This is a genomic window from Bradyrhizobium sp. LMTR 3 (assembly GCF_001693485.1).
In the GTDB taxonomy this organism is placed as follows: domain Bacteria; phylum Pseudomonadota; class Alphaproteobacteria; order Rhizobiales; family Xanthobacteraceae; genus Bradyrhizobium.
This window is the reverse complement of the sequence record NZ_MAXC01000046.1, coordinates 124,654-148,715: the sequence shown is the minus strand read 5'-3', so window position 1 is coordinate 148,715 and position 24,062 is coordinate 124,654. Positions and strand designations below refer to the sequence as shown.

At 63.0% G+C, this 24,062-nt stretch carries 24 protein-coding genes; 13 read left to right on the top strand and 11 right to left on the bottom strand.

What is annotated here, in order from left to right:
* Window positions 1-117 precede the first annotated feature (117 nt).
* The 3 genes from LMTR3_RS26845 (at window position 118) to LMTR3_RS26835 (ending at window position 3,007) form a co-directional block, all read left to right on the top strand.
* Window positions 118-876, top strand: a complete 759-nt coding sequence (locus LMTR3_RS26845; RefSeq protein ID WP_028349888.1) for a proteasome-type protease — start codon at window positions 118-120, stop codon at window positions 874-876.
* 13 nt (window positions 877-889) lie between these two features.
* A complete protein-coding gene (locus LMTR3_RS26840; protein ID WP_065747999.1) occupies window positions 890-1,654 on the top strand; it encodes an SDR family oxidoreductase in 765 nt (254 codons plus the stop codon).
* Between the two features lie 102 nt (window positions 1,655-1,756).
* On the top strand, window positions 1,757-3,007 hold the full coding sequence (locus tag LMTR3_RS26835; RefSeq protein WP_065747998.1) for a NupC/NupG family nucleoside CNT transporter: 1,251 nt from the start codon (window positions 1,757-1,759) through the stop codon (window positions 3,005-3,007).
* A gap of 142 nt (window positions 3,008-3,149) precedes the next feature.
* Here LMTR3_RS26835 and LMTR3_RS26830 read toward each other — a convergent pair whose 3' ends face one another.
* Both LMTR3_RS26830 and LMTR3_RS26825 read right to left on the bottom strand, forming a co-directional pair.
* Window positions 3,150-3,689, bottom strand: a complete 540-nt coding sequence (locus tag LMTR3_RS26830; protein ID WP_065747997.1) for a cupin domain-containing protein — start codon at window positions 3,687-3,689, stop codon at window positions 3,150-3,152.
* A gap of 147 nt (window positions 3,690-3,836) precedes the next feature.
* Window positions 3,837-4,124, bottom strand: a complete 288-nt coding sequence (locus LMTR3_RS26825) for an usg protein (protein ID WP_057833772.1) — start codon at window positions 4,122-4,124, stop codon at window positions 3,837-3,839.
* 381 nt (window positions 4,125-4,505) lie between these two features.
* Here LMTR3_RS26825 and LMTR3_RS26820 point away from each other — a divergent pair, with 381 nt between their 5' ends.
* The 5 genes from LMTR3_RS26820 (at window position 4,506) to LMTR3_RS26800 (ending at window position 8,098) form a co-directional block, all read left to right on the top strand.
* Window positions 4,506-4,820, top strand: a complete 315-nt coding sequence (locus LMTR3_RS26820) for a co-chaperone GroES (RefSeq protein ID WP_028349896.1) — start codon at window positions 4,506-4,508, stop codon at window positions 4,818-4,820.
* A gap of 90 nt (window positions 4,821-4,910) precedes the next feature.
* Window positions 4,911-6,551, top strand: a complete 1,641-nt coding sequence (gene groL, locus LMTR3_RS26815; protein WP_065728695.1) for a chaperonin GroEL — start codon at window positions 4,911-4,913, stop codon at window positions 6,549-6,551.
* Between the two features lie 364 nt (window positions 6,552-6,915).
* Entirely contained in the window at window positions 6,916-7,437 is a 522-nt protein-coding gene (locus LMTR3_RS26810; RefSeq protein WP_245320006.1) for a phasin family protein, read from the top strand.
* A 208-nt stretch (window positions 7,438-7,645) separates the two neighbouring features.
* On the top strand, window positions 7,646-7,858 hold the full coding sequence (locus LMTR3_RS26805) for a hypothetical protein (protein ID WP_065747996.1): 213 nt from the start codon (window positions 7,646-7,648) through the stop codon (window positions 7,856-7,858).
* A gap of 42 nt (window positions 7,859-7,900) precedes the next feature.
* Entirely contained in the window at window positions 7,901-8,098 is a 198-nt protein-coding gene (locus LMTR3_RS26800; protein WP_065747995.1) for a hypothetical protein, read from the top strand.
* Between the two features lie 90 nt (window positions 8,099-8,188).
* Here LMTR3_RS26800 and LMTR3_RS26795 read toward each other — a convergent pair whose 3' ends face one another.
* The 3 genes from LMTR3_RS26795 to LMTR3_RS26785 all read right to left on the bottom strand — a co-directional run bounded on the left by LMTR3_RS26795 (window position 8,189) and on the right by LMTR3_RS26785 (window position 12,139).
* Window positions 8,189-8,965, bottom strand: coding sequence for a Crp/Fnr family transcriptional regulator (locus tag LMTR3_RS26795; protein WP_065747994.1), 777 nt, complete (start codon window positions 8,963-8,965; stop codon window positions 8,189-8,191).
* Window positions 8,966-9,952: 987 nt separating this feature from the next.
* Entirely contained in the window at window positions 9,953-11,110 is a 1,158-nt protein-coding gene (locus tag LMTR3_RS26790; protein ID WP_084029826.1) for a DUF2778 domain-containing protein, read from the bottom strand.
* Between the two features lie 333 nt (window positions 11,111-11,443).
* A complete protein-coding gene (locus LMTR3_RS26785; RefSeq protein WP_065747993.1) occupies window positions 11,444-12,139 on the bottom strand; it encodes a DUF899 family protein in 696 nt (231 codons plus the stop codon).
* Window positions 12,140-12,431: 292 nt separating this feature from the next.
* Here LMTR3_RS26785 and LMTR3_RS26780 point away from each other — a divergent pair, with 292 nt between their 5' ends.
* Both LMTR3_RS26780 and LMTR3_RS26775 read left to right on the top strand, forming a co-directional pair.
* Window positions 12,432-12,953 carry a FecR domain-containing protein gene (locus LMTR3_RS26780; protein WP_065747992.1) on the top strand — a complete coding sequence of 174 codons (522 nt, stop codon included), beginning with the start codon at window positions 12,432-12,434 and terminating at the stop codon, window positions 12,951-12,953.
* A 10-nt stretch (window positions 12,954-12,963) separates the two neighbouring features.
* Window positions 12,964-14,856 (top strand): CHASE2 domain-containing protein, encoded by a 1,893-nt coding sequence (locus LMTR3_RS26775; RefSeq protein WP_065747991.1) that lies wholly within the window; start codon window positions 12,964-12,966, stop codon window positions 14,854-14,856.
* A gap of 15 nt (window positions 14,857-14,871) precedes the next feature.
* Here LMTR3_RS26775 and LMTR3_RS26770 read toward each other — a convergent pair whose 3' ends face one another.
* The 3 genes from LMTR3_RS26770 to LMTR3_RS26760 form a co-directional block, all read right to left on the bottom strand.
* A complete protein-coding gene (locus LMTR3_RS26770) occupies window positions 14,872-16,371 on the bottom strand; it encodes a glycosyltransferase family 39 protein (RefSeq protein ID WP_065747990.1) in 1,500 nt (499 codons plus the stop codon).
* 222 nt (window positions 16,372-16,593) lie between these two features.
* Window positions 16,594-17,724 (bottom strand): glycosyltransferase, encoded by a 1,131-nt coding sequence (locus LMTR3_RS26765; protein WP_065747989.1) that lies wholly within the window; start codon window positions 17,722-17,724, stop codon window positions 16,594-16,596.
* A 246-nt stretch (window positions 17,725-17,970) separates the two neighbouring features.
* Window positions 17,971-18,174, bottom strand: a complete 204-nt coding sequence (locus LMTR3_RS26760) for a hypothetical protein (RefSeq protein ID WP_065747988.1) — start codon at window positions 18,172-18,174, stop codon at window positions 17,971-17,973.
* 215 nt (window positions 18,175-18,389) lie between these two features.
* Here LMTR3_RS26760 and LMTR3_RS40380 point away from each other — a divergent pair, with 215 nt between their 5' ends.
* A complete protein-coding gene (locus LMTR3_RS40380) occupies window positions 18,390-19,001 on the top strand; it encodes a phasin family protein (protein ID WP_065747987.1) in 612 nt (203 codons plus the stop codon).
* A gap of 202 nt (window positions 19,002-19,203) precedes the next feature.
* Entirely contained in the window at window positions 19,204-20,028 is an 825-nt protein-coding gene (locus LMTR3_RS26750) for a DUF72 domain-containing protein (protein ID WP_065747986.1), read from the top strand.
* 8 nt (window positions 20,029-20,036) lie between these two features.
* Here LMTR3_RS26750 and LMTR3_RS26745 read toward each other — a convergent pair whose 3' ends face one another.
* The gene (locus LMTR3_RS26745; RefSeq protein ID WP_065747985.1) at window positions 20,037-21,005 is read right to left on the bottom strand and encodes a Bug family tripartite tricarboxylate transporter substrate binding protein; all 969 of its coding nucleotides are present in this window, start codon (window positions 21,003-21,005) and stop codon (window positions 20,037-20,039) included.
* A gap of 146 nt (window positions 21,006-21,151) precedes the next feature.
* On the opposite strand from LMTR3_RS26745, the gene LMTR3_RS26740 reads away from it, so the two are divergent.
* Window positions 21,152-21,616 (top strand): DUF488 domain-containing protein, encoded by a 465-nt coding sequence (locus LMTR3_RS26740; RefSeq protein ID WP_065747984.1) that lies wholly within the window; start codon window positions 21,152-21,154, stop codon window positions 21,614-21,616.
* Window positions 21,617-21,764: 148 nt separating this feature from the next.
* Here the strand turns inward: LMTR3_RS26740 and LMTR3_RS26735 are convergent, their stop codons facing one another.
* Entirely contained in the window at window positions 21,765-22,679 is a 915-nt protein-coding gene (locus LMTR3_RS26735; RefSeq protein ID WP_065747983.1) for a PhzF family phenazine biosynthesis protein, read from the bottom strand.
* Between the two features lie 11 nt (window positions 22,680-22,690).
* Window positions 22,691-24,001, bottom strand: a complete 1,311-nt coding sequence (locus tag LMTR3_RS26730) for an adenylate/guanylate cyclase domain-containing protein (RefSeq protein WP_065747982.1) — start codon at window positions 23,999-24,001, stop codon at window positions 22,691-22,693.
* Window positions 24,002-24,062 lie beyond the last annotated feature (61 nt).

The following is a 24,062-nucleotide window of genomic DNA, read 5'->3' as shown; positions in this document are numbered from 1 at the left end:
GGCGAGGAGGTCTTACCCGCCGGGCGCATGCCGCGCCACGGGGAATTGGGGTTGGATGGCCCCTCGAAATTGGCTACTAGTTGGCGCCGAAAAATCAGGCGCGTTCGGGGATCGGGAATGACCTATTGCTGCGGAATTCTGGTGCGGGACGGTCTCGTCATGATCGCAGATACCCGCACCAATGCCGGCCTCGACAACGTCTCGACCTTCCGCAAGCTCCATATTTTCTCAAAGCCCGGCGAGCGCATCATGGCGGTCGCCAGCGCCGGCAATCTGGCGATCAGCCAGTCGGTGCTGTCGACGCTCACCGAGGGCATGGAAGATCCGCACACCGGCGAGCTCGAAACGCTGATAAACGCGCCAACCATGTTCCAGGCCGCGCAACGCATCGGCCGCGCCATCCGCGCCGTGCACGCCACCGAAGGCGAGGCGCTGCGATCCGAAGACGTCTCCTTCGACGTCTCCTTCCTGTTTGGCGGCCAGATCAAGGGCTCGCGGATGCGGCTGTTCATGGTCTACACCGCCGGCAATTTCATCGAATGCACCACTGACACGCCCTATTTGCAGATCGGCGAGCACAAATACGGCAAGCCGGTGCTGGACCGCGCGATGCATTATGACGTCGAACTGTATGAGGCGCTGAAGACCGGCCTGATCTCGATGGATTCAACCATGCGCTCCAATCTCGGCGTCGGCTTGCCGATCGACGTGCTGGTGGTGCGCGCAGATGCCTGCGAGGCCGACCTCAACCACCGCATCGAGGCCGGCGAGCCCTACTTCCACGACCTGCGTTCGCGCTGGTCGGCGGCCTTGCGGGCGGCACACCAGAATATTCCGAGACCACCCTACAAATCCGAAACAGAAACCAAGAACTGAAGGCGAGGAAACAATGGCCGAAGCAACCAACAAGATCGCGCTCGTGACCGGTGCCGGCACCGGCGTCGGACGCGCGGCGTCGCTGGCGCTGATGAATGCCGGCTTCACCGTGGTGCTGGCCGGACGTCGCATGGAGATGCTGGAAGAAACCAAGAAGCTCGGCGACAACGTCGGCAAGAGCCTGTGCGTTTCCGCCGACATGACCAAGCCCGAGTCGATTGCGGCCCTGTTTCAAAAGGTCAAGGACACCTATGGCCGGCTCGATGTTCTCTTCAACAACGCCGGCATGGGCGCGCCGCCGGTCAATTTCGAGGATCTGAGCCTCGAGCAGTGGCAGGCGGTGGTGAACACCAACCTCACCGGCCCGTTCCTGTGCACCCAGCATGCCTTCCGCATCATGAAGGACCAGACCCCGCGCGGCGGCCGCATCATCAACAACGGCTCGATCTCGGCGCACGCGCCGCGGCCGTTCTCGGCGGCCTATACGTCGACCAAGCACGCGATCACCGGCCTCACCAAAGCTTCCAATCTGGATGGCCGCATGTACGACATCGCGGTCGGCCAGGTCGACATCGGCAATGCCGCGACCCCAATGACCGACCGCATGGTCGCCGGCCCCGGCGTGATGCAGCCTGATGGCACGATGAAGCACGAACCGCGCATGGACGCGAAGGCCGTCGGCGATGCGGTTGCCTACATGGCCGGCCTGCCGCTTGATGCCAACGTGCTGTTCATGACGGTCATGGCGACCAAGATGCCGTTCGTCGGACGGGGCTGACTTTCGTGTCCCGGGCGCGGCGCACCGCGTCCGGGACACGAGTTGGGCTTTCACAAATCGACAAGGTTGGCATAATCGCTCCCCAGGGTTTTCGGGGGATTCATGCTGCAACTGCAATCGGCGTTTGGCGTGCTGGCGTTGCTGGCGATCGCATGGGCATGCGGCGAGAACCGCCGCGCCGTATCGCTCCGTCAGGTGGCGATCGGGCTGGCCGTCACCATCGTCACCGCGCTGGTGCTGCTCAAGCTGCCGCCGGTCGCAAAAGCCTTCGGCGCCATCAACGACGCCGTCGGCACGATCGCGGCAGCTACCCGCGCCGGCACTTCCTTCGTGTTCGGCTATCTCGGCGGCGGCGCGCTGCCGTTCGATCTCAAGGCGCCGGGCGCGGATTTCATCCTGGCATTTCAGGCGCTGCCGATCGTGCTGGTCATGAGCGTTCTGACCACGCTGCTGTTCTACTGGCGCGTACTGCCCCCGATCGTGCGCGGCATGGCGTGGCTGTTGGAGCGCACGCTCGGCGTCGGCGGCGCGGTCGGGCTATCGGCCGCAGCCAATATCTTTCTCGGCATGGTCGAGGCGCCGCTGTTCATCCGCCCCTATTTGGCGCAGCTTACGCGCAGCGAATTGTTCCTGGTGATGACCGGCGGCATGGCCGGCATCGCCGGCACCGTGCTGGTGCTCTACGCCACGTTCCTGGCACCGCTGATCCCCGATGCGGCCGCGCATTTCGTCATTGCGTCGGTGTTGGGCGCGCCGGCCGCGATCCTGATCAGCCTGATCATGGTGCCGGAGACTTCCGACAAGCGCACTGGCGGCTCGCTCGGAGATCCCGACATGCATGCGTCCTCGACCATGGATGCAATCACCAAGGGCACCGCGGCCGGGCTCGAATTGCTGCTCAACATCGTCGCGATGCTCTTGGTGCTGGTGGCGCTGGTTTATCTCGTCAATGCGGTCCTCGGGCTGTTGCCCGAGATCGGCGGCGCCAAAATTTCGCTACAGCGGCTGCTGGGGCTTGTGATGGCTCCGGTGTGCTGGCTGATGGGCCTGCCCTGGCCGCAAGCCGTCACGGCCGGAAGCCTGATGGGCACCAAGACCGTGCTCAACGAGCTGATCGCCTATCTCGACCTCTCGAAACTCGGCACGGACGCGCTCGACCCGCGCTCGCGGCTGATCATGCTCTACGCGATGTGCGGCTTTGCCAACTTCGCCAGCCTCGGCATCATGATCGGCGGCCTCGGCACCATGGCACCGGATCGGCGCGAGGAGATCAATGCGCTGGGATTGAAGTCGATCGTGTCGGGTACGCTGGCGACGTGTTTGATGGGGGCAGTGGTCGGGGTGATGACCTAGCCGTCGTCCTGTCATTCCGGAGCGCGCGGAGCGCGAACTCTGGTGCGCAATTGCGCACCTAAGAATCTCGAGGTTCTCAGGTGCGCAATTGCGCACCATAGTTCGATGCTTCGCATCGCCCCGGAACGACGTGCATGCCGCACTAACCCGCCAATTCCACCGTCTTGAACTCCGCCGGCAAAATCACCTCCAGCAACTCGACGTCATCGGAATAATCCATGATCAGATGCTTGATGCGCGGCGGCTGGGTCCAGGCGCTGCCTTCCTTCATCAGCGTCTCGCCCTGCCCCTCCATGTAGGTCTTCACCCAGCCCTTGAGCACATAGACCATCTGGAATTCGACGTCGTGGTAATGCAGTTTTGAAACTTCCGCCGGGTTGCACGGGCCGATCAGGCGGATGACATGCGCCTGCGCCAGGCCGTGCGTGGCGTCGGCAATCCCGAGGTCGCGGTACTGTGCGTAAGCGCGCAAGCCGTCGGCCTTGAAATCTTCTTCGCGGTGATGGCTGATGGCGATGCGCTGCTTCGGCCGTGCCCTCCTGGCCGGTTTGGCCTTCGACACGCGTCCCTTGGATTTGAGAGCCTTGCGGGCTGGGGATTTGGCTGCCGTCTTGTGGCCCGACCATTTCTTCTTCACGGCGGGCTGCGCCGCGGGTCGTGACGCCACTTTCTTTCTGGCCATTGTCTCCTCCTTTTTTGTTTATCGCCGGAGGCTAACACGAATTCGCCTGCGTAGGGTGGGTTAGCCGAAGGCGTAACCCACCGCAGGGCCGCGGCATGCGGAAGCATGGTGGGTTACGCTGCGCTAACCCATCCTACAGCATCGCAATCAATGCAGCCTGAACACACCGTCGACTGCACGCAACTCAGCCGGCTTGATCAGCCTGGAATGCGCGACCGTTACGGAAAACAGCGGGCCGTCAAGCTTTTCCTGCCAGAACGCGAGGAAGTCCTTCAGCGCCGGGAATTTCGGAAACAGATCGTAGTTCTGCCAGACATAGGTCTGCAGCAATGAAGGGTGATCCGGCATCCGATACAGAATTTGCGCCGTCGTCAGCCCATAACCCAGCACCTGCTTCCGGAAGTCGTCGGAAGCAACTCCAACCCGCGAGACCATGCCAAACCTCCATTGCTGGAAGCGCATTTCACGTGGTGGCCACACACCGAGCCACCCCGGCGGAGATGCGCTCACATGAGAGAAATGTGACGCACGATACCAACCCATCACAAGCCTAAATGTTTAATGAATTGTTGAAAATTCACGCGTTAGCAGCAGCTTACCGCACGTGCTAATGCGGGGTCCCAACATCCCGCCGCCCGGTTAATCATGATTAATGAAATTGGCAGGCGACATATTTGAGTGCCAATTTTTCTGCTAGAAGCCCTTGTCCCCCGAAGAATACTGGCCTAAATCAGCCGCAGCCGGATTGGCACTCGCTGGTCCGGACTGCCAAAATTCCAGAATTCTACAACATTCCCAGACGTTTAGGAGGACTGCATGAACTTCCGTCCGCTTCACGACCGCGTCGTCGTCAAACGCATCGACGCCGAAGAGAAGACCGCTGGCGGCATCATCATTCCGGACAGTGCCAAGGAAAAGCCCTCCCAGGGCGAAGTCGTCGCCGTCGGCCCGGGTGGCCGCGACGAAGCCGGCAAGCTGATCCCGATCGACCTCAAGGTCGGCGACCGCGTGCTGTTCGGCAAGTGGTCGGGCACCGAGGTCAAGATCGACGGCCAGGAACTCCTGATCATGAAGGAGTCCGACATCATGGGCGTCCTCGACGTCACTTCCGCCAAGAAGAAGGCCGCCTAAGACATCGCCTGCCACGCTCACCTTGGGGAGCGCCCGCAAGGCGCCTCCCCGACAGGGTGAGAAACAAAGATCAACTCAGGGAAACCAAATATGTCAGCCAAAGAAGTTAAATTCGGCGTCGACGCCCGCGACCGCATGCTGCGCGGCGTCGATATTCTCGCCAACGCCGTGAAGGTCACGCTCGGCCCGAAGGGCCGCAACGTCGTGCTCGACAAGTCGTTCGGCGCTCCCCGCATCACCAAGGACGGCGTCACCGTCGCCAAGGAGATCGAGCTCGACGACAAGTTCGAGAACATGGGCGCGCAGATGGTGCGCGAAGTCGCCTCCAAGTCCGCTGACGCGGCCGGCGACGGCACCACCACCGCAACCGTGCTCGCGGCTGCGATCGTCCGTGAAGGCGCCAAGTCCGTTGCCGCCGGCATGAACCCGATGGACCTGAAGCGCGGTATCGACCTGGCGGTGGAAGCCGTGGTCGCCGACCTCGTCAAGAACTCCAAGAAGGTCACCTCGAACGAGGAAATCGCCCAGGTCGGCACCATCTCCGCCAACGGCGACGCCGAAATCGGTAAGTTCCTGGCCGACGCCATGAAGAAGGTCGGCAACGAGGGCGTGATCACGGTTGAGGAAGCCAAGTCGCTCGAGACCGAACTCGACGTCGTCGAAGGCATGCAGTTCGACCGCGGCTACATCTCGCCCTACTTCGTCACCAACGCCGACAAGATGCGCGTTGAAATGGACGACGCCTACATCCTGATCAACGAGAAGAAGCTCTCCTCGCTGAACGAGCTGCTGCCGCTGCTCGAAGCCGTGGTGCAGACCGGCAAGCCGCTGGTCATCGTCGCCGAAGACGTCGAAGGCGAAGCCCTCGCCACCCTCGTCGTCAACCGCCTGCGTGGTGGTCTGAAGGTCGCGGCCGTCAAGGCTCCGGGCTTCGGCGATCGCCGCAAGGCCATGCTGCAGGACATCGCAGTGCTGACCGGTGGTCAGGCGATCTCGGAAGATCTCGGCATCAAGCTTGAGAACGTCACGCTGCAGATGCTCGGTCGCGCCAAGAAGGTGATGATCGACAAGGAAAACACCACGATCGTCAACGGCGCCGGCAAGAAGGCCGACATCGAGGCGCGCGTGCAGCAGATCAAGGCGCAGATCGAGGAAACCACCTCGGACTACGACCGTGAGAAGCTGCAGGAGCGTCTGGCCAAGCTCGCGGGCGGCGTCGCCGTGATCCGCGTCGGCGGCGCGACCGAAGTCGAGGTGAAGGAGCGCAAGGATCGCGTGGATGACGCGATGCATGCGACCCGCGCGGCGGTTGAAGAAGGCATCGTGCCCGGCGGCGGCGTCGCCCTGCTCCGCGCCACCGAGCAGCTCAAGCGCCTCAAGACCCAGAACGACGACCAGAAGACCGGCGTCGAGATCGTGCGCAAGGCGCTGTCCGCGCCGGCCCGCCAGATCGCGATCAACGCCGGTGAAGACGGCTCCGTCATCGTCGGCAAGATCCTCGAGAAGGAGCAGTACTCCTACGGCTTCGACTCGCAGAACGGCGAATACGGCAATCTGGTCTCCAAGGGCATCATCGACCCGACCAAGGTGGTCCGTGCGGCGATCCAGAACGCGGCTTCCGTCGCGGCTCTCCTGATCACCACCGAAGCCATGATCGCCGAACTGCCGAAGAAGAACGCCGGCGGCCCCGCAATGCCCCCCGGCGGCGGCATGGGCGGCATGGACTTCTGATCCGACGAAGTCGTCCCGGAAGCGGTGCAGCGCGAAGCGGTGCACCGCAGAGCCGGGATCTCGCTCCACAAATGCAAAACCCCGGCAGAAATGCCGGGGTTTTTGTTTGGGCGGAACCGGACCGCAACGGCGCGGTGTTTCTGCAACGTCACGCTGAAGCAAAACCTTCCCGCCGCTTGAGATATCCCGGTTATGCACAGCGCTGCGTAAAATATACCAGCGTATGCGTTGACAACTTCAAAAAAACTTTGAGCGAGAGTCGCAAACCGAACCGACAGTCCCGCTTCGCCTAGGCAAAGTAACGTCGAGGGCTGGATAAAAATCCTCATCCACAAATCTGATCGAACGCGGAGCGTGAGCTCTCGTGACGCAAGCGAACGTCGCGAGGAATGCTTTCGCTTGGAAAGGTGATGTTGCCGTGAGTGAAAGCGAAATGAAAGCCACGCCGAACGGAACGCATATTTTCGGAATGCCGTGGTTGGACTTCTCGAAGATCGCCGCGCCTGGCGCGGTTAGTGAGCTTACCGAGCGGGGCTTCGCCCGCGCACGTGAAGGCTGCGAAAAAATCAAGGCCGCTTCGGAGGAGATGACGGAAGCGCTGCGCGAAAGCTATTCGAGCAATGCGAGGAGCGCGACCGATTACGGGCTCAAGCTGTTCGAAATCTCAAACGCCAATGCCGCCTCCACGCTCGATTTCTTCATCCATCTGTACGGCAGCAAGTCAGCTACCGACGCCCTTACCTTGTCCGCGGCACAAGCGCGCAAAGCGTTCTACACCGCTTCTGACCAGAACAGGGAATTGTGGGTGCTTGCCCAGAAGCTTGCGACGGAAACGGGTGAGCCGATCAGGAAGCACTTCACCAAGGTTCTCCACCAAGCCGGCTAAAGACCGGCATTCAATCACACCCGAGACTACGTCAAGGAGGGATCCGGCCGGTTGGAACGAGTCCAAGCGATGAGCATGCGGCCCACTACCCGATGCTCGATCAGACGCGGTGCGCGATGCCCCCCAAAGTAACCCGCACCGACAAGTGGCGCACTCCAACCGGCCGGTGCTTTTTTCAAACAAGAAGCCAATCTCAAGGGAGGGCGATATGGGAATGGTCATGGTCAAATGTCCGCGGACCGGACATGCGATTCCCACCGGCATCAAGACTGATCGCGAGAGCTTTAGCCGCAGCGCGGTGTTTTTCTCACGGACCCGTTGCGTGATCTGCCACACCGATCACGCCTGGTTTGCCCGTGAAGCCTGGGTCGACGAGCCGAGCGCCCGTGTGCGGCATCGCAGCGCCAGCACCCCGGCGTGAGCGTCGACACAGATCAAGTGATGATCGCGATGGAGGGGCGCCATGGCGCGCATGCAAGTCTCAACCGACACATCGACCTGGCTGCTGCAGGCAAAGGAATTTCTTGACGAGGCACGACGGCTGAAGCCGGGCCCTGAGCGCGACGAGCTGCGCCAGACAGCGAAGGTGCTGCGCGAGATTGCGAAGCTCGAGGCGACATCCGAGTCAGCGCTCGAACGTGATCGGCCGCAGAGAACCTGATCTGGCGGAGAATCCACCCTTCGATGTGCGTTCCGGAATGCCGCAGCAGCAAGTCGCGACGCGGAAGGTCGAGCGGTCGCTGAAACGCGCTCAGATGACTCCGCCCGATTTAATTCCCGGAATCCGCCGATCTTCGGGCAGAACCGCCGCGCGAGATCTGGCCGAATGGAGCGCGAACATCTCCTCGACTTCGAGATGCATGACGTTGTGGCATTCGCACGCGACCGCCGCGAGCCGCGCCGGATCGATCTCGATCAGGCCTCGTCGATCGGACTTGATCGCTCCGCACGCGCGCAACTTGCGCATCAGGAGCGTCACCGTCGTGCGTCGTACACCGACTATTTGCGATAGCGCCTGCTGGGTGAGCGGGAGCACATCATGGTCGACGCGGTCGCGAAGCTGGAGCAGCCAGCGAGCCATGCGCGCCTCGACCGGGTGAAGCGCATTGCAGGCCGAGCCGAGCTGAAGCTGCATCAGCATCGCCCTGACGTGAATCTGGACCGCGTACCGGATCGCGGGGCTCCGGTTGAAAGCGGCGTGAAATCGCGATGCGGGGATCCGAAAGGCGGTGCCTGCCGCACGAACGATCGCCGTCATATCTGAAGGCGACGGTCCGAGCACCGAAAGCATGCCTACTGCCCCCTCACGCCCGACTACGGCGGAGGCGACCGTGTGTCCGTCCGCCATGTCGATCATTAGCGAGATGGCGCCGCTATGAGGGAAGTAGACGTACTCGATTGCGTCACCCGCCCGCGAAAGGACCGCGTCCTGATTGAGCGCGATCGTCTCAAGCTCGGGCTCCAGCAAATCGAAGTCCGACGCCGGCAATGTTGCAAGAAGGCGATTTCCCATTCCGCGGCGAGGCATCACCGCGGGGAACCCAGGGTAAGGCTTCCGCGATCATCGCCATTTGGCGCGTCGGAGAACGGGAGCTTTAACGCAAGTTCAAATCTGCTTTCTGTATGCGCACTCAAACACACTCTCATTCTAATAAAACCCAAATACTCGGCCGCGAGGCGGACTGCTCGCAGCTCCCCAAGAAGTTAGATGCAAATGGGCCGCCGGACGCAACCGCAAAATGTGCATGGGTAACACCGTAAGCTTACGGGGGACGTACGGTTCCAATTCCGGCGCACGGCAGACAAGGCAAATCACTTCTGATTTTCAGAAATCGCATCAAGCCCCGGGATCGAAAATATTTCGCTTAACGTGCAGGGCAAATCAGTCGCATAACTCCGTCCGTCTCACCCATTGAGGGGCGCTCGCGATCGTCACGAACGTGCGGTGAGATGCGATGGACGCTGATGGCGCAGATGACGTAGGCGCCTGACGCGTACGGCGAAGTCGTGTGGTTCGGGCGCCGCGGTGCTGGCGTTAAGTTTCACGGGGTATCTCGTGGGGCGACGGTGGCAAAAGAGCCGTTCGCCGGGGAGAGCTCGAAGTAAGCCGTAAAGCCATTGCGCAGGGAAGGCCGGGATGCTCCCGCTGTACCTGTATGCTCGTGTGCGCTTTTGCTTTGCGCAATTGCACACGAGACCGCGGGTGCAGCCAGCACCCGGTCTTCCCTGCGCCCTCTGAATGAGAGGCGGGAAGTTGATGGCAAACCTCGGACGCAATGCGCCGCGAGATCGCGAAGTCATATTCAGTGTGTCGTCCCTGCGAACGCAGGGACCCATAATCACAAGTGCGAATTGGGAAATGAAGCTGGAGCCCGCGATCGTATCAACAACCACGAGCAGTGGTTATGGCTCCCTGCGTTCGCAGGGACGACATCCGATGTCGGGCTCTTGGGTAATGAAATCAAATCCGTCCTCGTCACTGCGAGTAGCCGAGCGACGACTTGTCCGCATCCGCCTATTGGACCTTCACCAGCACCGCGAGCCGACGAATCCCCTTGTTGCGATAGGCGTCGAGGAACGCATAGTAGTCCTTGAACGACACGCAGCCGTTGGACTGGCCGCTCGGCCCGAGCATGTAGCTGTGCGCGAGCAGCCCGTCGCGGCCGAAGATTTTTTCTTCGCCGCCGATCGGCGTCAGCCGCAGCGCCGGCACGCCGTGAAACAGCGCCTCGCGCGGCTTCAGTTCGTAAATATGCGGCGGCGTCACGCCCTGCATCCGCACATGCGAATATTTGGGATCGTCCATCTTCGAGCCCAGTCCCGAATGCGCCTCGAGCTGGGTTCCGTCGGGCAGATAGACCTTGCGCGCGGTGATGTCATAGACGGCGGTCTGGCGATCATAGGGCGGCGAGCCGCCCATCATCGGGTTCTGGCTTCGCGTATCGATGATGCTGCCGGTGACGTTGGCGTCGGCGGACGCGAAAGCGAGCAGCGAGTTCTGCGAAGGCTGCTTGCCCCACAGTTTTTCAACCATGGTCTGCTTGTCGTTGGAAGCAATCGACATCACGGCGGCCTTGGCGCGCTGCGCCATGTCGCGAACGGTGGAGCCGGATGCCTTCGCGGTCTTGGCTTCGGTCTCTGCTGGCGCCGGCGCAGGTGCGTTCAAGGCGAGCTTGGTGGCAGGAGCGGAAATCTTCGGCTTCGCCGCCTCCACGGCCTTCGGTGCTTGAACGGCTTTCGGCGCCTCGGCCGGCGGCGAAGCTTCCGCCAGTTTCGTCGGTTCGACGGGCTTGAATTCGGCTGCTCTCGAGGGCTCGCCTTGCGCGGCGGCGGCTGCGAACCTTTCGTTGAACATCAACGAACTCGCGACGTTCTCCGGGGCGGGCATCACCAGCGACTGCTGCGGCAGCGAGGCGAAAATCTCATTGAAGGCCGGCCGCACCGCATGCGCAGCGATGGTGCTCGGGTTGTTGGCGGCGGGCGCCTCGAAGCCCGCGGTGTTCACGGATGGATAAACGCTGGCGCCGAGCACGTTGGTGTAGACGGTCCAGGCGCAGCCCAGCACGAGGCCTGCGATCGCGACACCGCCGAGAAAATATTGGGGAATGCCTTTGCGGGAGGATTTCCCGCGGCTGCGGGCCGCAGGACCGAACGCACGCGTACGCTTACTCATTCACACAACGCCCAGAACAACAATTCCACCAAGTCCCCCTTTGATGCCGCGTCCGGATATGTCCCCGGGCAGCATCTCGCAGAGGCTCCGAGCGTCATTAAGGCGACTTTTAGTTAAATCCGGCTTAAACGCGGGCGGATGTAAGGCGGGCTCAAATCCATGGAACTATTGGAGAAATTTCCCCGCAATGATGCTGGCGTCGGTCCCAATCAGGGACACCTGGCGGTGACGTAACAACCGGATGTCCCATAACGGGCCAAGTTCGGCCTCAATCCATGATTGATCGAACCCGTTCTCGCCCGCCATCGCCACGGCGAACGGACGCCGCGTGTGCTAATAGCTCAGCCGCGGATACCAATCCTTGCCGCGCCCTTCCGGCGTAGTGTCCAAGATGGTCCACAGCGGATCGAAGTCGGGCGCGCCGCGCGGGTCCTGTCCGGGATCGGCGGTCGACGGTCCCATTTCAGCGGACCAGAAATGGCGGATGCTGCCGTCACGGCGGGTGAACACGGTGTAGCCGGGCGCATCGGCATCCGCCGCGCTGACGTAGTCGCGCGTGTAATCGCCCGACGCATCCGAATAGATCCTATGCCGTGTCCAGCCGCGCGCCTTCTTCGCCTCGATCAATCGCGCGATCGGCGAACGCGCCACGAACACGAAGGCGATGCGCTGTTCGAGGTCGGGCAGCTTGCCTTCCCAGGTGCTCATGAAGGACGTGCACATCGGGCACGGCTGCTCGCGCTGCGGGCCGAACATGTAGCTGTAGATCACGAGCGTCTGCTTGTCGCCGAACAGGTCCGACAAGGTCGCCTTGCCGCCCTCGCCTTCGAACACATAATTCTTCGTCACCGCGCCACCCGGCGGCAACGCCCGGCGCAATTCGGCGACCCGTTCGATGTGACGGCGCAGTTCGATCTCCTTAGCCAGCAATTGTTCGCGCGCACGGCGGTATTCGGTGCTCTCGTTGAGAAAGCGCACGTGGCTCGTGCTCGCGAGCTCGACGGCGGGTTTCAGTGCGGAACTGGACATGGCAAACACCTCCGTTGTGGGCGAGTGGTTACAAGACGTTTCGCCACCCGTCGGTCCGACACCTACGCACCGGAAAAACTTCGATGTTCCGGTCGCCGTTTCGGTCCATTTTCGAGCCGTTTCTGCGCTGATTTACCGGATCTTTTTGCCGAACTGCCGACTTCGCCGAACCTTACCCGCCGAAGGCAGACATACTATCGTCTACCACTGGCTTTGCATTGGATCGCGGCGCTTGATACGGTACCGTATCGCCCTGCTCCTCTGTTTCGCCGCACCCCAAAAGGGAGCCGCCATGACAATGCTGGCACGCGCCGGATCGACCGCCTTCGCAGGCGTGCTGCTGTTCGCCGGACCTGCGGCGGCGCAGCCGGCAAAATCAGGCTGCACGTCCGCACCGACGGCCCAGGGAACGCAAACGCTGCATTGCCAGAACGCGATCACGATCGTGGCCGAAAGCGGCGCGAAGTTCGAACTCAGGGATCGCAACCGTGATGGCCAGGTCGATTCCGTCGAACTTAGTAACAAGGCCCTGCTGCTCGAAGTGCCGAAGAAGCCGGGCCGCGTCAGGTTCGAGGTGATGACGCCGCAGGCGATTGCCGCGGTGCGTGGTACCAAATGGACGGTGGACGCCGAAGGCGTCAAGACATCGGTCTTCGTCGTCGACGGCCGCGTGCGCGTGGCGCGGCCCGCCGGCCGCGGCAGCGTCGTACTCGGCGCCGGTGACGGCGTCGATGTCGAGCCGTCGGGCGAGTTGATCATCAAGCGCTGGCCGCCTGCGCGCGTTGCGGCCCTGATGGCAAGATTGGGACAATAGAAGCGAGCGAATGAGCCGTCGACGCCTTCATATTCTGGTTGCGTTGCTTTGCACGGGATTGTGGGCAGGCGCGATATGGCTCGGCCATTCGGCCGGCCATTTGCGGTTTCTCGACCGGCTCGAGTCGGCATTGACCGACGTGCGCACGCTGGTGCGCGGCGTGAAGGCACCGCCGGACCTCGTCACGATCGTGGCGATCGACGACACCGTCGTCAAACTCGTCGGCACCTATCCCCTGCCGCGCGCAGAGATAGCCAAGATCGTCGAGGCGATCACGCGGCTGGAGCCGAAAGTCATCGCGATCGATCTCCTGCTGATCGACAAGGGACCCGCCGATGGCGATGCGGCGCTCGCGAAATCGCTCGCGGCGGGTCCGACGGTGCTTGCAGCGGCTGCGGTATTTTCGAACACCGTTCAGCCTTCCACGGAAAACGATGGACCACTGGCCCGCCTGCCGAAGGCCAGCCGCTTCCTGCTGCCGCTGCCGTCATTCGCCGACCGCGCCGAAGTCGGTATCGCCAATGTTGCGACGGGCCAGACCGGCACGCCGCTCTCGGTCCCGATGCTGTTCCGGACAGACGACAAGATCGAGTTGTCGTTTCCGCTCCGTGTTGCATCCATCGCGATGGGCCAGAAGCTCACGATCGAGCCCGACCGCCTGCTGTTCGGCGACCGGCCGATCATGACCGCTTCCGACTACTCGCTGCCGATTTCCTATTACGGCCCGCGCCACACCATTCGCACCGTCAGCGCCGCCAGTCTGATCGACGGCAGTATCGACAAGGAAGCCATTCAGGGCCGCATCGTCGTCATCGGCGCGACGGCAACCGGCGCCGGCGACTTCTTTCCGACGCCATTCGATTCACTGATGCCAGGGGTGGAAATCATTTCCACCGCGATCACGCATCTGGTCGCCGGCGACGGCATCGTGCGCGACCGACCGGTTCGCATCGTAGAGGCCATCACGACGATCCTGCTCCCGATGCTGCTGGTCGGTTTGCTGGTGTGGCGGCGAAATGTTGGCCTCCTCACAGTCAGCGCGGTGATGCTCGCATGGGCGGCCGCGAACACAGTTGCTTTCGCGCACGGCATATGGCTCGACGCCGCAACGACATTGGCTGCAGCGGTGCTGCCGGTCGTCGTGTTCGGCGCGTTGCAATTGTGGTCGGGCCGGCGCAGCGCGCAGCATCTGGCCATACAAAACAAGCTGCTCGAGCAATTCCAGACGCCGGGCCTGCAGCAATGGCTGAGGCGCGATCCCGATTTCCTGCTGGCGCCTGTCCGGCAGAATGCCGCCGTCGTCTTCGTGGACCTCTCCGGATTTACCTCGCTCAGCGAGACGCTGGATCCGGATGCCACGAGAGGATTGCTGAAGGAGTTTCACGCCCTGGTCGACAAGGAAGTGACGCGATGCGGCGGCGTGATCACGAGCTTCCTGGGTGACGGCGCCATGATCCTGTTCGGCCTACCGGAGGCGGCGCCGGATGATGCGGCGCGCGCGGGGCAATGTTCGATCGCCCTCTGCGTCAAGACCGAACGCTGGATCGCAGCATTGCCGCCGCAGATCGCGGTGCGGATCGGCTTCAAGATCGGCGCGCACTTCGGACCGATCGTCGCCTCGCGCCTCGGCGGCCGCAGCCATCAGCACATCACCGCAACCGGCGACACCGTGAACGTGGCGAGCCGTCTGATGGAGGTCGCGGCCCGCCACGATGTCAGGCTGGCGCTGAGCGATACGCTACGCGTTGCGGCCGAAGGCGCCGGCGCCCGGCTGAAAACCGGGAGCCTTGCCGGCCCCGTCGAGGCGCAGATTCGCGGCAGGTCGGGCACCCTCACGGTATGGCTGTGGCACGGCGAACATCCCACGATGGATCAACGTACGCATCCCGACGCCGCGGAGTGAGACCGGCTTCGCGGCCTACCGCAATTCCGGCGGCGGCGTGCGGTCAAACACGTCGCCCCTCGGACCTTGCATGAGATGAAGCGCATAGGTCTCGATCACGAGCGGGCCGCGCTTGCGTTCGACCTCGCCGATCTTATCGACGCGGGCGAACTTGTCCTGCAACGGAGCATCGTCTCGGAGGACCTCGCGGACATAGAGCAACGGACCGGCGAGTTGCACCGCGTCGGGCTCGCCGATGTTGACCCAGCGGAAGCGCTGGCTGTGCTGCGCCACGCAAGTGCCCTTCGGCAGATGGAAGGCGAGCCAGCCGGTGGTGCCGTAATCCGAGGCGAGCACGCATGTGGCTCCCGTTCGCGCCCTCGCCGCTTCGATCGCTGCGGCAGTTTCGCGCCAGCCGATGCCGATGCTGCGCACGGTGGCATCGCGGCGATAACCTGACAGCACGCCGCTGTTGGCCTGTACGACCAGCAGCACGAACATCAGGACGCCGGCCGGCACGGCCCAGCGCCGGCAGAAATCGACCAGGCGCTGCCAGCGCGGCTTCCACTCGACCAGATGCGCGGCGACGGCTGCAGCGACGACGAATGCAGGATAGACCGGTGCAAACCAGTTGGCCTCGACGCGGGCATGCAGCGAATGCCAGACGAAATAGGCGACGATGATCCAGAACATCACGTTGACCAGCGCGCGCGCCGGCAGCGCGCCGGCCCGGCGGCGGAGAAGCGCGTAGAGACCCATTGCGCCGAGGATCCAGACCAGCGGCGTCGCAAACGCGATCTGGGTCGGAATCAGTTCAGCAATATAGATCGGGCGGAAATCCTCGATCCGCGCCCGCCCCATCTGCTTGATGAAGGAAACCCAGTGGTGCTCGGCGTTCCACAGAATGACCGGTGCAAACAGCGCTAGCGCAACGAGCCCGCCGAGATAGAGCCAGGGCGAGACCAGCCAGTGCCGCAGCTTGGGAACCGCGATCAGCCAGATCAGGATGGCGGGTCCGAAGAATAGCGCAGTGTATTTCGACAGCAGCGCGCAGCCGGCCGCTGCGCCTACCGCCAGCCACCACGCGCCGCGGCCGGTCTGCAGCACCTTGGCGAGCGCAAACAGCAGGAGACTGGACGCCACCAGGAGCGGCGCGTCCGGCGTCACGATCATGGTGCCGACGGCGGCCATCAGCGTGATGTTCAAAAGGATCGCAGACGAGGCCGCCACGCGCCGGCTGCCAAACAGGATGGCGCCGGCCTGGTAGATCGCCCAGCTCATCGGCAGCGCCAGCAGGATCGAGACCAGCCGCACGCCTAACTCGGTATCGCCTGCGATCAGGGTGCCGAGCCGGATCACCACGGCAACCATCGGCGGATGATCGTAGTAGCCGCCGGCAAGATGCTTCGACCACATCCAGTAATAGGCTTCGTCGAAGGTGATCGGCGTGAACGCCGCGGCGATCAGGCGTAGCGCGATCAGCCCCAGGATGGCCAGACCCGTGTTGAGGGCAACCCGCGCCTCGCTCGGATTCATTTTCGAGCCCGTCCGCCGCCCGTCGTCCCCGCGAAAGCGGGGATCCAGTACGCCGGGAAGCCTGCGATCAACCCGATAGGCGGCGGCGTACTGGGTCGCCCGGTCAAGCCGGGCGATGACAGCGAAGTGTGAGCCGCGCGCGTCATCCCATCACTCTTCACGCGAACCGGGTATCCCCCGGATGACGTCCGAGGGCATGCTTCGCTCGAAAAACACTATCCGTCATCGCTTGCGCCAGACGAACAGACCGGACATTGCATAGTTCCAGACCACGCCCATCAGCGCGCCGGCAAGCCCCGCGAGCCACCAGATCGGTTCCTGCTCGAAGATCGAGAACGCCACCCCGACATTGGCAAGCAGGCCGACGCCGCACACCAGATAAAACAGAAGCAGCCCGCGCAGGATCGCAAATCCCTTCAGCCGCTGGTCGCGATAGGTGAGGAAATTGTTCAGAACGAAATTGCTGGTCATCGCGACCAGCGCACCAATGGCCTGCGCCTCAGCAAACCGGGCATTGAAGATTTCGTGCGCGATGAACAGCGCCACGAGATGTACGACAAGGCCGGTTGATCCGACCATTGCGAACAAGAGGAAACGCAGCGACACCACGTCGTGGGTCAGCTTCGCCAGCACCAGGCCGAGAAAATCCAGCGCCACCATGGAATCGAGCTTGCTTTCGCCGTGCTGGCGCGAACCGAAGGAGTAGGGAATTTCGATGGTGCGCAAATTACCCTGCGCAGAGGCGACAATATCGAGCAGGATCTTGAAGCCCTGGGTCGAGAGCTGCGGCGCCAGTTGCTCGAAACGATCGCGGCGAATCATGAAGAAGCCGCTCATGGGATCGGCGATCTCGACCTTCAGCGTGCGCTTGGCGACCTCGGTCGCAAGCTGACTGGCGCCTGCCCGCTGCTTGTTGAAACTGTCGGCGCTACCGCCCTCGATATAGCGGCTGCCGACAACCAGTTCCGCCTCGCCGCTCCGCAGCAGCCCGACCATCTTCGGCAGTTGCGCTTCGTCGTGCTGCAGGTCTGCATCGATCACCGCAGCATAGGGCGCGCTCGATGCCAGGATACCCTCGATGCAGGCACCCGACAGTCCGCGTCGCCCGATCCGGCGGATGCAGCGGACGCGGGAATCCTTCCGCGCCAGCCCCCGCACCACTTCCCAGGTTCCGTCGGGGGAATTGTCGTCGACAAAGACGACTTCCCAGGCGATGCCGGCCAGTGTCGCCACCAGCCGCCGGTACAGCACCGTCACGTTGTCGCGTTCGTTGAATGTCGGGACGACCACCGAAAGCTCAGGCAAACCGGCCTGCGACGGGGTTTCGGGGCCCGGTTTGATGGCGTCATTCATGGGAGCCAGCGTATATCCGCAGCCGCCTCACATGCCAAGGCGGGGTTCCGGAACAGCCACTCAATCGGGGAAAACGGCCTAAGGAAGAGCCCAAAATGCCAACGACCACGAACAGAGGCGCGCGTACATCCGGCGCAGCCAAACTATTCATGGTCGTCCCAGCGCCGGAGCCTTGAAGCGTCAACGTCGCCGTTAGGTTCGATATGGGAACACCGCCCGCGTTCCGCAAGGGGCGGTCCGGTTGTCCTAATTCGGTACTTCCCGAATCACCGGCCCGCGCGGCGCTGGCGCAGCAGGAACCGGCTGCACCTGTACCGGCGCCGATTGCTGGACGCTGGCCGGTTTGGCGGGCTTTCCATATTGGCCGATCGGCCCGTAGGCGACTGCAACCACCATCACGATCGAGGCGACGATGGCTCCCAAAAGACCGGCGAATGACTGCGAATTCATACTCAACGTTCCCCTACGCCTGACCGGGAACTGATATCATGGAAAAAGCGCGCGGAGGAATAGTGCTAGCGTCGACTATCGAGAAAACCCGCCACCAGACCGCTTTTCAAAATCTGACCACGCGAGTGCCCCGCAACTGACAAGCAAGAACCGCGATTAGATCGCAAACATGGCGGAGTCTCGACCTTTGATTTGACAGGGAATAGGGGAAGCAGATGTCGAATACCGATCAGGGCAAGCCGACCGGGAAATCCGGACGGCGCAACCGGAAGGGAGAGCGGGGCAAAAAGGCCGCTCCCCAAGAGAACCCGACCGTGAGCCCAACAGCGAGCCCGGCGCCGGTTGAATTGCAAAGCCCGGATCAGGATCCGCCGCTGCAGCCGGAGCCGGCTCACGCGGAAAGCCCGAAGGTCGATCAGCCGGCCGTCGACGAACCAGCCGTCGCCGCACCGCCCGAGCCGGAGCCGACCGCGGCGCCCTCGCCGGCCGAGCCCGCGCCAGCCGAGGCTGCATCGATCCCGTCCGCGCCAGTCGAACCCGCGGCGGAGCCTGCGCCGGTCAGCCTGCAGACCATCGCGAACGCCTATCGCGACTACACAAGGAAATCGCTCGAGGATTTCGGGTCCTTTGTCGAGCAGCTCAGCGGCGTTCGCTCGCTCGACAAGGCGATGACCGTTCAAAGCGAATTTGTGAAGCGGGCTTATGAGACGTCAGTGGCCGAGTCACAGAAGATCTGCGAACTCCACACCAAACTCGCCAAGCAGACCCTCGAACAACCCTTCAAGGGACTGACGGGTACTATGCGGGCGCCGCACGGCAAGTCCTGAGGTTCACGTGGTCCGGCGCAACCGGGTGGAAGTACAAATGGGTGGAAGCAAAAGGCTCCGGTTTTCCGGGGCCTTTTTTCAGAGGACCACGCCTATGAGCCTGCGCCCTGGCTCTGGTCTCGTCCGCTGCGACAAACTGGCCAATCACGGCCGGTTTGGCTAACATCGCTCGGAGCCCTCCCCCTTTCCGAAGAGTCTTCCCGTGAGCAAGCCCTCGAAGTCGACCGCAACCAGCAGCGGCAGCATCTATATCGGTATCGGCGGCTGGACCTTCGAGCCGTGGCGCGGCGTATTCTATCCCGAGAAGCTGGCGCAGGCGAAAGAGCTGTCCTACGCCGCCTCGAAGCTGACCTCGATCGAGATCAACGGCACCTATTACGGTTCGCAGAAGCCGGAGAGTTTTCGCAAATGGGCGCGTGAAGTGCCCGACGGCTTCGTGTTCTCATTGAAGGGACCGCGCTTCGCGACCAATCGTCGTGTGCTGGCGGAGGCCGGCGATTCCGTAAAGCGCTTCTACGATTCCGGCGTGATGGAGCTTGGCGACCGGCTCGGCCCGGTGCTCTGGCAATTCGCGCCGACCAAAAAATTCGACGGAGCCGATTTCGGCAAATTCCTCGAACTGCTGCCGCGCAAACTCGATGGCCGCGTGCTGCGTCACGTCGTCGAGGTACGGCATGACAGTTTCTGCGTGCCCGAGTTCATCGCATTGCTGCGACAATTCGAGACGCCGGTCGTGTTCGCCGAGCACGGCAAATATCCCGCGATCGCCGACGTCGTCAGCGACTTCGTCTATGCGCGGCTGCAGAAGGGCAATGACGAGCTCAAGACCTGCTATCCGCCGAAGCAGCTCGACGCCTGGGCCAAGCGCTTTCAGGCCTGGGCCGCCGGTGGCGAGCCCGACGACCTGCCGCGCGTCGACGATGCCAAGCCGAAGAAGATGCCGCGCGACGTGTTCGCGTATGTGATCCACGAGGGCAAGGTGCGAGCGCCTGCGGGTGCTATGGAGCTGATCGACCGCGTCAAATAATCAAACGCTCAGTCGAGCTTGATGCCGGCCTCGCGGATTAGCTTCGTCCAGCTCTCGTATTCGGACGCGACGAAAGCATCGAGCTTGTCGTCAGACAGGTCCCACGGCTCCCCGCCGCTCTTCTCGAAGCGCTCCTTCAGCTCTGGCAGCGAGGCGCGGATTTCCCGGCGCAACTTGGCGATGACCTCCGGCGGGGTCTTGGCAGGTGCAAATATCCCGAGCCAGGAATCGACATCGAGGCCGGGGACACCGGCTTCCGACATCGTCGGCACGTCGGGAGCCAGCGCGCTGCGTTTCGACGACAGCACCGCAATGCCCCTCGCCTGCCCGGACTGCACGTAAGGCAACCCCGCGGCCATCGAGTCGAAGAACAGGTCGATGCGGCCGGCCAGCAGATCGGTGAAGGCCGGCGGAGACCCCTTGTAGGGCACCTCCAGGAATTTGACGACGGCAGCCTTCATGAAGGCAGCCGCTACCAGTTGCTGACCGGTGCCGACGCCTGCCGTCGCGACGGAGATCGAGCCCGGGTTGGCCTTTGCGGCAGCCACGATGTCCGCCAGCTTGCCGTGCGGCAAATCCTTGCGGCCGACCATGACGTAGCCGAATCTGTAGACCAGCGCGACCGGCACGAAATCCTTGCGCGGGTCGTAGCCGAGCTTGGAATAGAGCGCCGAATTGAATGCCATGTTGGAGAGCCCGCCGACCAGCAGCGTGTAGCCGTCCGGCTCGCTCTGGCTGGCGGCCTGCGTGCCGACGACGGTGCCGGCGCCGGGCTTGTTCTCGACCACGAAGGCCTGCCCCATCCGCTTCGACAGCGCGTCCGCCACATGCCGCCCGACCAGATCGTAACTGCCGCCGGGCCCGATCGGCACGATGATCTTCACCGGGCGATCGGGATAACCGGTCTGTGCGTGCGCTGCGGCAATGCCGCTAGCGAGAAGCGCGAGCAGTGCGAAGATCTGGCGAAATCGGTTCATCGTGGTCCCCCCAGAGATGAGGCCTTCGACAGGCTCTTTCCAAGGACTATGCGACATGCAGGGTTCGGCAGCAACGCGGGATATGGAAATCGTGAGCGCACTACCCTAGCTTTCCCTGATCGCGGATAAGCGCACCGGATATCGACATGGCCCGCAAGACCAAACGCCTCTTCACCATCGGCTATGAGCAGACGCCGGCCAAGGCGGTGCTCGACGAGCTGGAAGCCGCCGGCGTCAAGCTTTTGGTTGACGTGCGCGCGGTAGCGGCGTCGCGCCGGCCCGGCTTTTCCAAGAATCAGCTCGCGGCCGGCCTCGATGAGCGCGGCATTTCCTACCTGCACTTGAAGGGGCTCGGCACGCCGAAGAGCGGCCGCGAGGCGGCGCGGAGCGGCAAGTTCGATTTGCTGCACAGGATCTATTCGGCCCACCTCAAGACGGCACAGGCGAAGGAGGAGCTCGACGAGCTGTCGGCGCTGGTGCGGAAGTCGGGTCCGGTGTGCATTTTCTGCTACGAGCGCGACCATACGCATTGCCACCGGCAATGGATCGCCGAGATCATCGAGGACCGAGACGGCGTGAAGGTGGAGAATCTGATCGCGCCGCAGGTGTAGCCTCCCGCCGTCATTGCGAGCCAACGGGTCGCGCGAATGCGCGCCCGATGACAGGCTCCGCGAAGCAATCCACTTCTCTCCACGGGGATAGATGGATTGCTTCGTCGCTTGCGCTCCTCGCAATGACGACGCGGCAACGTCTTGGCCATCATCCCTTGCCGTCAAGACGGAACGTTCCTTCCATCATTTTCACGCAAGCGCCGCCGACATGAATCGAAGCAACCGCGCCATCGTTCTTGCGGACGCGCGTTAGCAAGAGGCTCGGGCGCCCCATGTCGACGCCTTGGCCAATCTTCAGATTCAGTTCGCCATCTTTGACATCGCTCAGATCGGCAAGCAGCGCCGCGCAGGCGGCCGTCGCGCTGCCGGTGGCCGGGTCTTCGGACAATCCGCTTGCGCCCGGATGAAACATCCGCGCCTGCAAGTCGCATGGTCTTTCGCCGGCCGGCACGTCGCGCGTATAGAAGTAGACGGCGTCGCTGCCGTCACAGGGGAAGGTTTTTGCGAACGCCGCAGCATCGGGCCTCGCGCGCCGCAGCGCCTCGCGGGAGGCAACTTCCACCGCGAGGAAGGCCAGGCCGACCGAGATGACCTCCGGCGGATGACGGTCGATCCTGACGTCGCCAGCCGACAACGAGAGGCAGGCCGCCGCTTGTTCGACACTGACATGGGACATCCGCTTGAGCGGCTGCGGCGCCGTGAACTCGGTGCTGGCGACCTTGCCCTGATCCGTCAGAACCTCGACCGGCACGAGCCCGGCAGCCTCCTCGAACAACAGCCGCGCCGGCGGCTTTTCTGCCAACGTCGCCAGCACAAAGGCGGTGCCGACATTGGGATGGCCCGCGAAGGGGATTTCGCGGTTCACGGTGAAAATGCGAACCTGCGCGTCGTTCGCGCTCTCGCGCGGTGGCAGCACGAAGGTCGTCTCCGAATAGTTGAACTCGGTGGCAATCGCCTGCATCTGTTCGGTCGACAGCCCGCCGGCATCGAGCACGACGGCCAGCGGATTGCCGCCGAAGGCGCGGTCGGTGAAAACGTCGACAGTGATGTAACGCCGCTGCATTCTTTCTCTCCCTATGCCAACCGCCACACGGCCATCGGCCGCTCATAGCCCCTGACCTCCACCTCGCCGAGCGAAACCGCATCGCGGCACGCTTCGCCCAGCGCGTCGCGAACCGCTTCGGAGATCAGGAATTGCGAGTTGAAGTCCTTGTTGAGCGCTTCGAGCCGCGAGGCGAAGTTCACGGTGTCGCCGATCACGGTATATTCCTTGCGCCGGGGCGAGCCGATATTGCCGGCGACGACCTCGCCGAGATGAATGCCGATGCCGATGCGCAGCGGCCAACTCGCCGCTTCATTGACCCGCGCATTGGCTTCCAGCATTTCGCGCGCCGCGGCAACCGCCCGGTGTGCCGGGTCCGGCGCCTCCAGCGGGGCGCCGAACAGCGCCAGGAATCCGTCGCCGAGAAACTTGTTCACGATGCCGCCGTGGCGATCGAGAATGTCAACCAGCACCGCAAAGGCGCCATCGAGCCGCTCCACCACTTCCTGCGGCGTGCGGGTGCGCGCGCCGGCGGTGAAGCTGCGGAAATCGACGAACATCACGGCGACCCGGCGGATGTCGCTGTCGGTCTTGGCGCCCTCCGCCATCAGGCGTTCGACCACCTGCGGCGAGACGTGCTGGCCGAACAGATTGGTGATGCGGTCGCGCGCAGTCGCAGCCTTGATGCTGGCCTCGAACTGCCGCCGCAACTGGTGCCCGACGGCGCCGGCGAGCATGCCGCAGATCAGGAGGATCAGGCTGCGCGCGGCGTGATAGTAAATGCTGGGCTCGGCGTCGCCCGTGGGCGGATGATAGAAAATCGCCATGCAAAACAACTGAACGGCGGCGACCGCGCCGGTGAACGTGGAGAGCCAGAAATCCAGCCGCAGCGTCGAGAGGATGATGAAGATGAAATAAGTCATCGGGACCACGAACCCGAGCGCGGCTACCGATCCCATGGCGTTGATGTGCAGCGCCAGCGCAACCGTCGGCATCGAGGTCTCGATCAGCGCGCCGAGATAGCGCCGGAATATCGGCAGATCGCGGCCCTGCCGCATATGCCGGGTGATCGCCCCGTGCACCCAGAGCTCGAACAGCATGAACGGCAGCATAACCGAATAGAGATAGTGCGGCTTGAGATTGCCGTGCCAGACCTGGCTCACCTTCTCAGGCGCTAAAAAGTAGACGGTCCAAAGAATCGCGAACAACAGAAGGGTCGTTCCGATCAGCGCCTTGATGCGGAGCAGCTCGGTGGCCATCACCTCCTGCATCAGCGCGCGCTGGAAGTCAGCCGACACTCCCGTGTCTTGGTCCTTTTTGTCCTTACCCCAGAATCCCAGCATTGTGCCCCTTGGTCATTCCGGGATGGTCCGAAGGACCAGACCCGGAATCTCGAGATTCCGG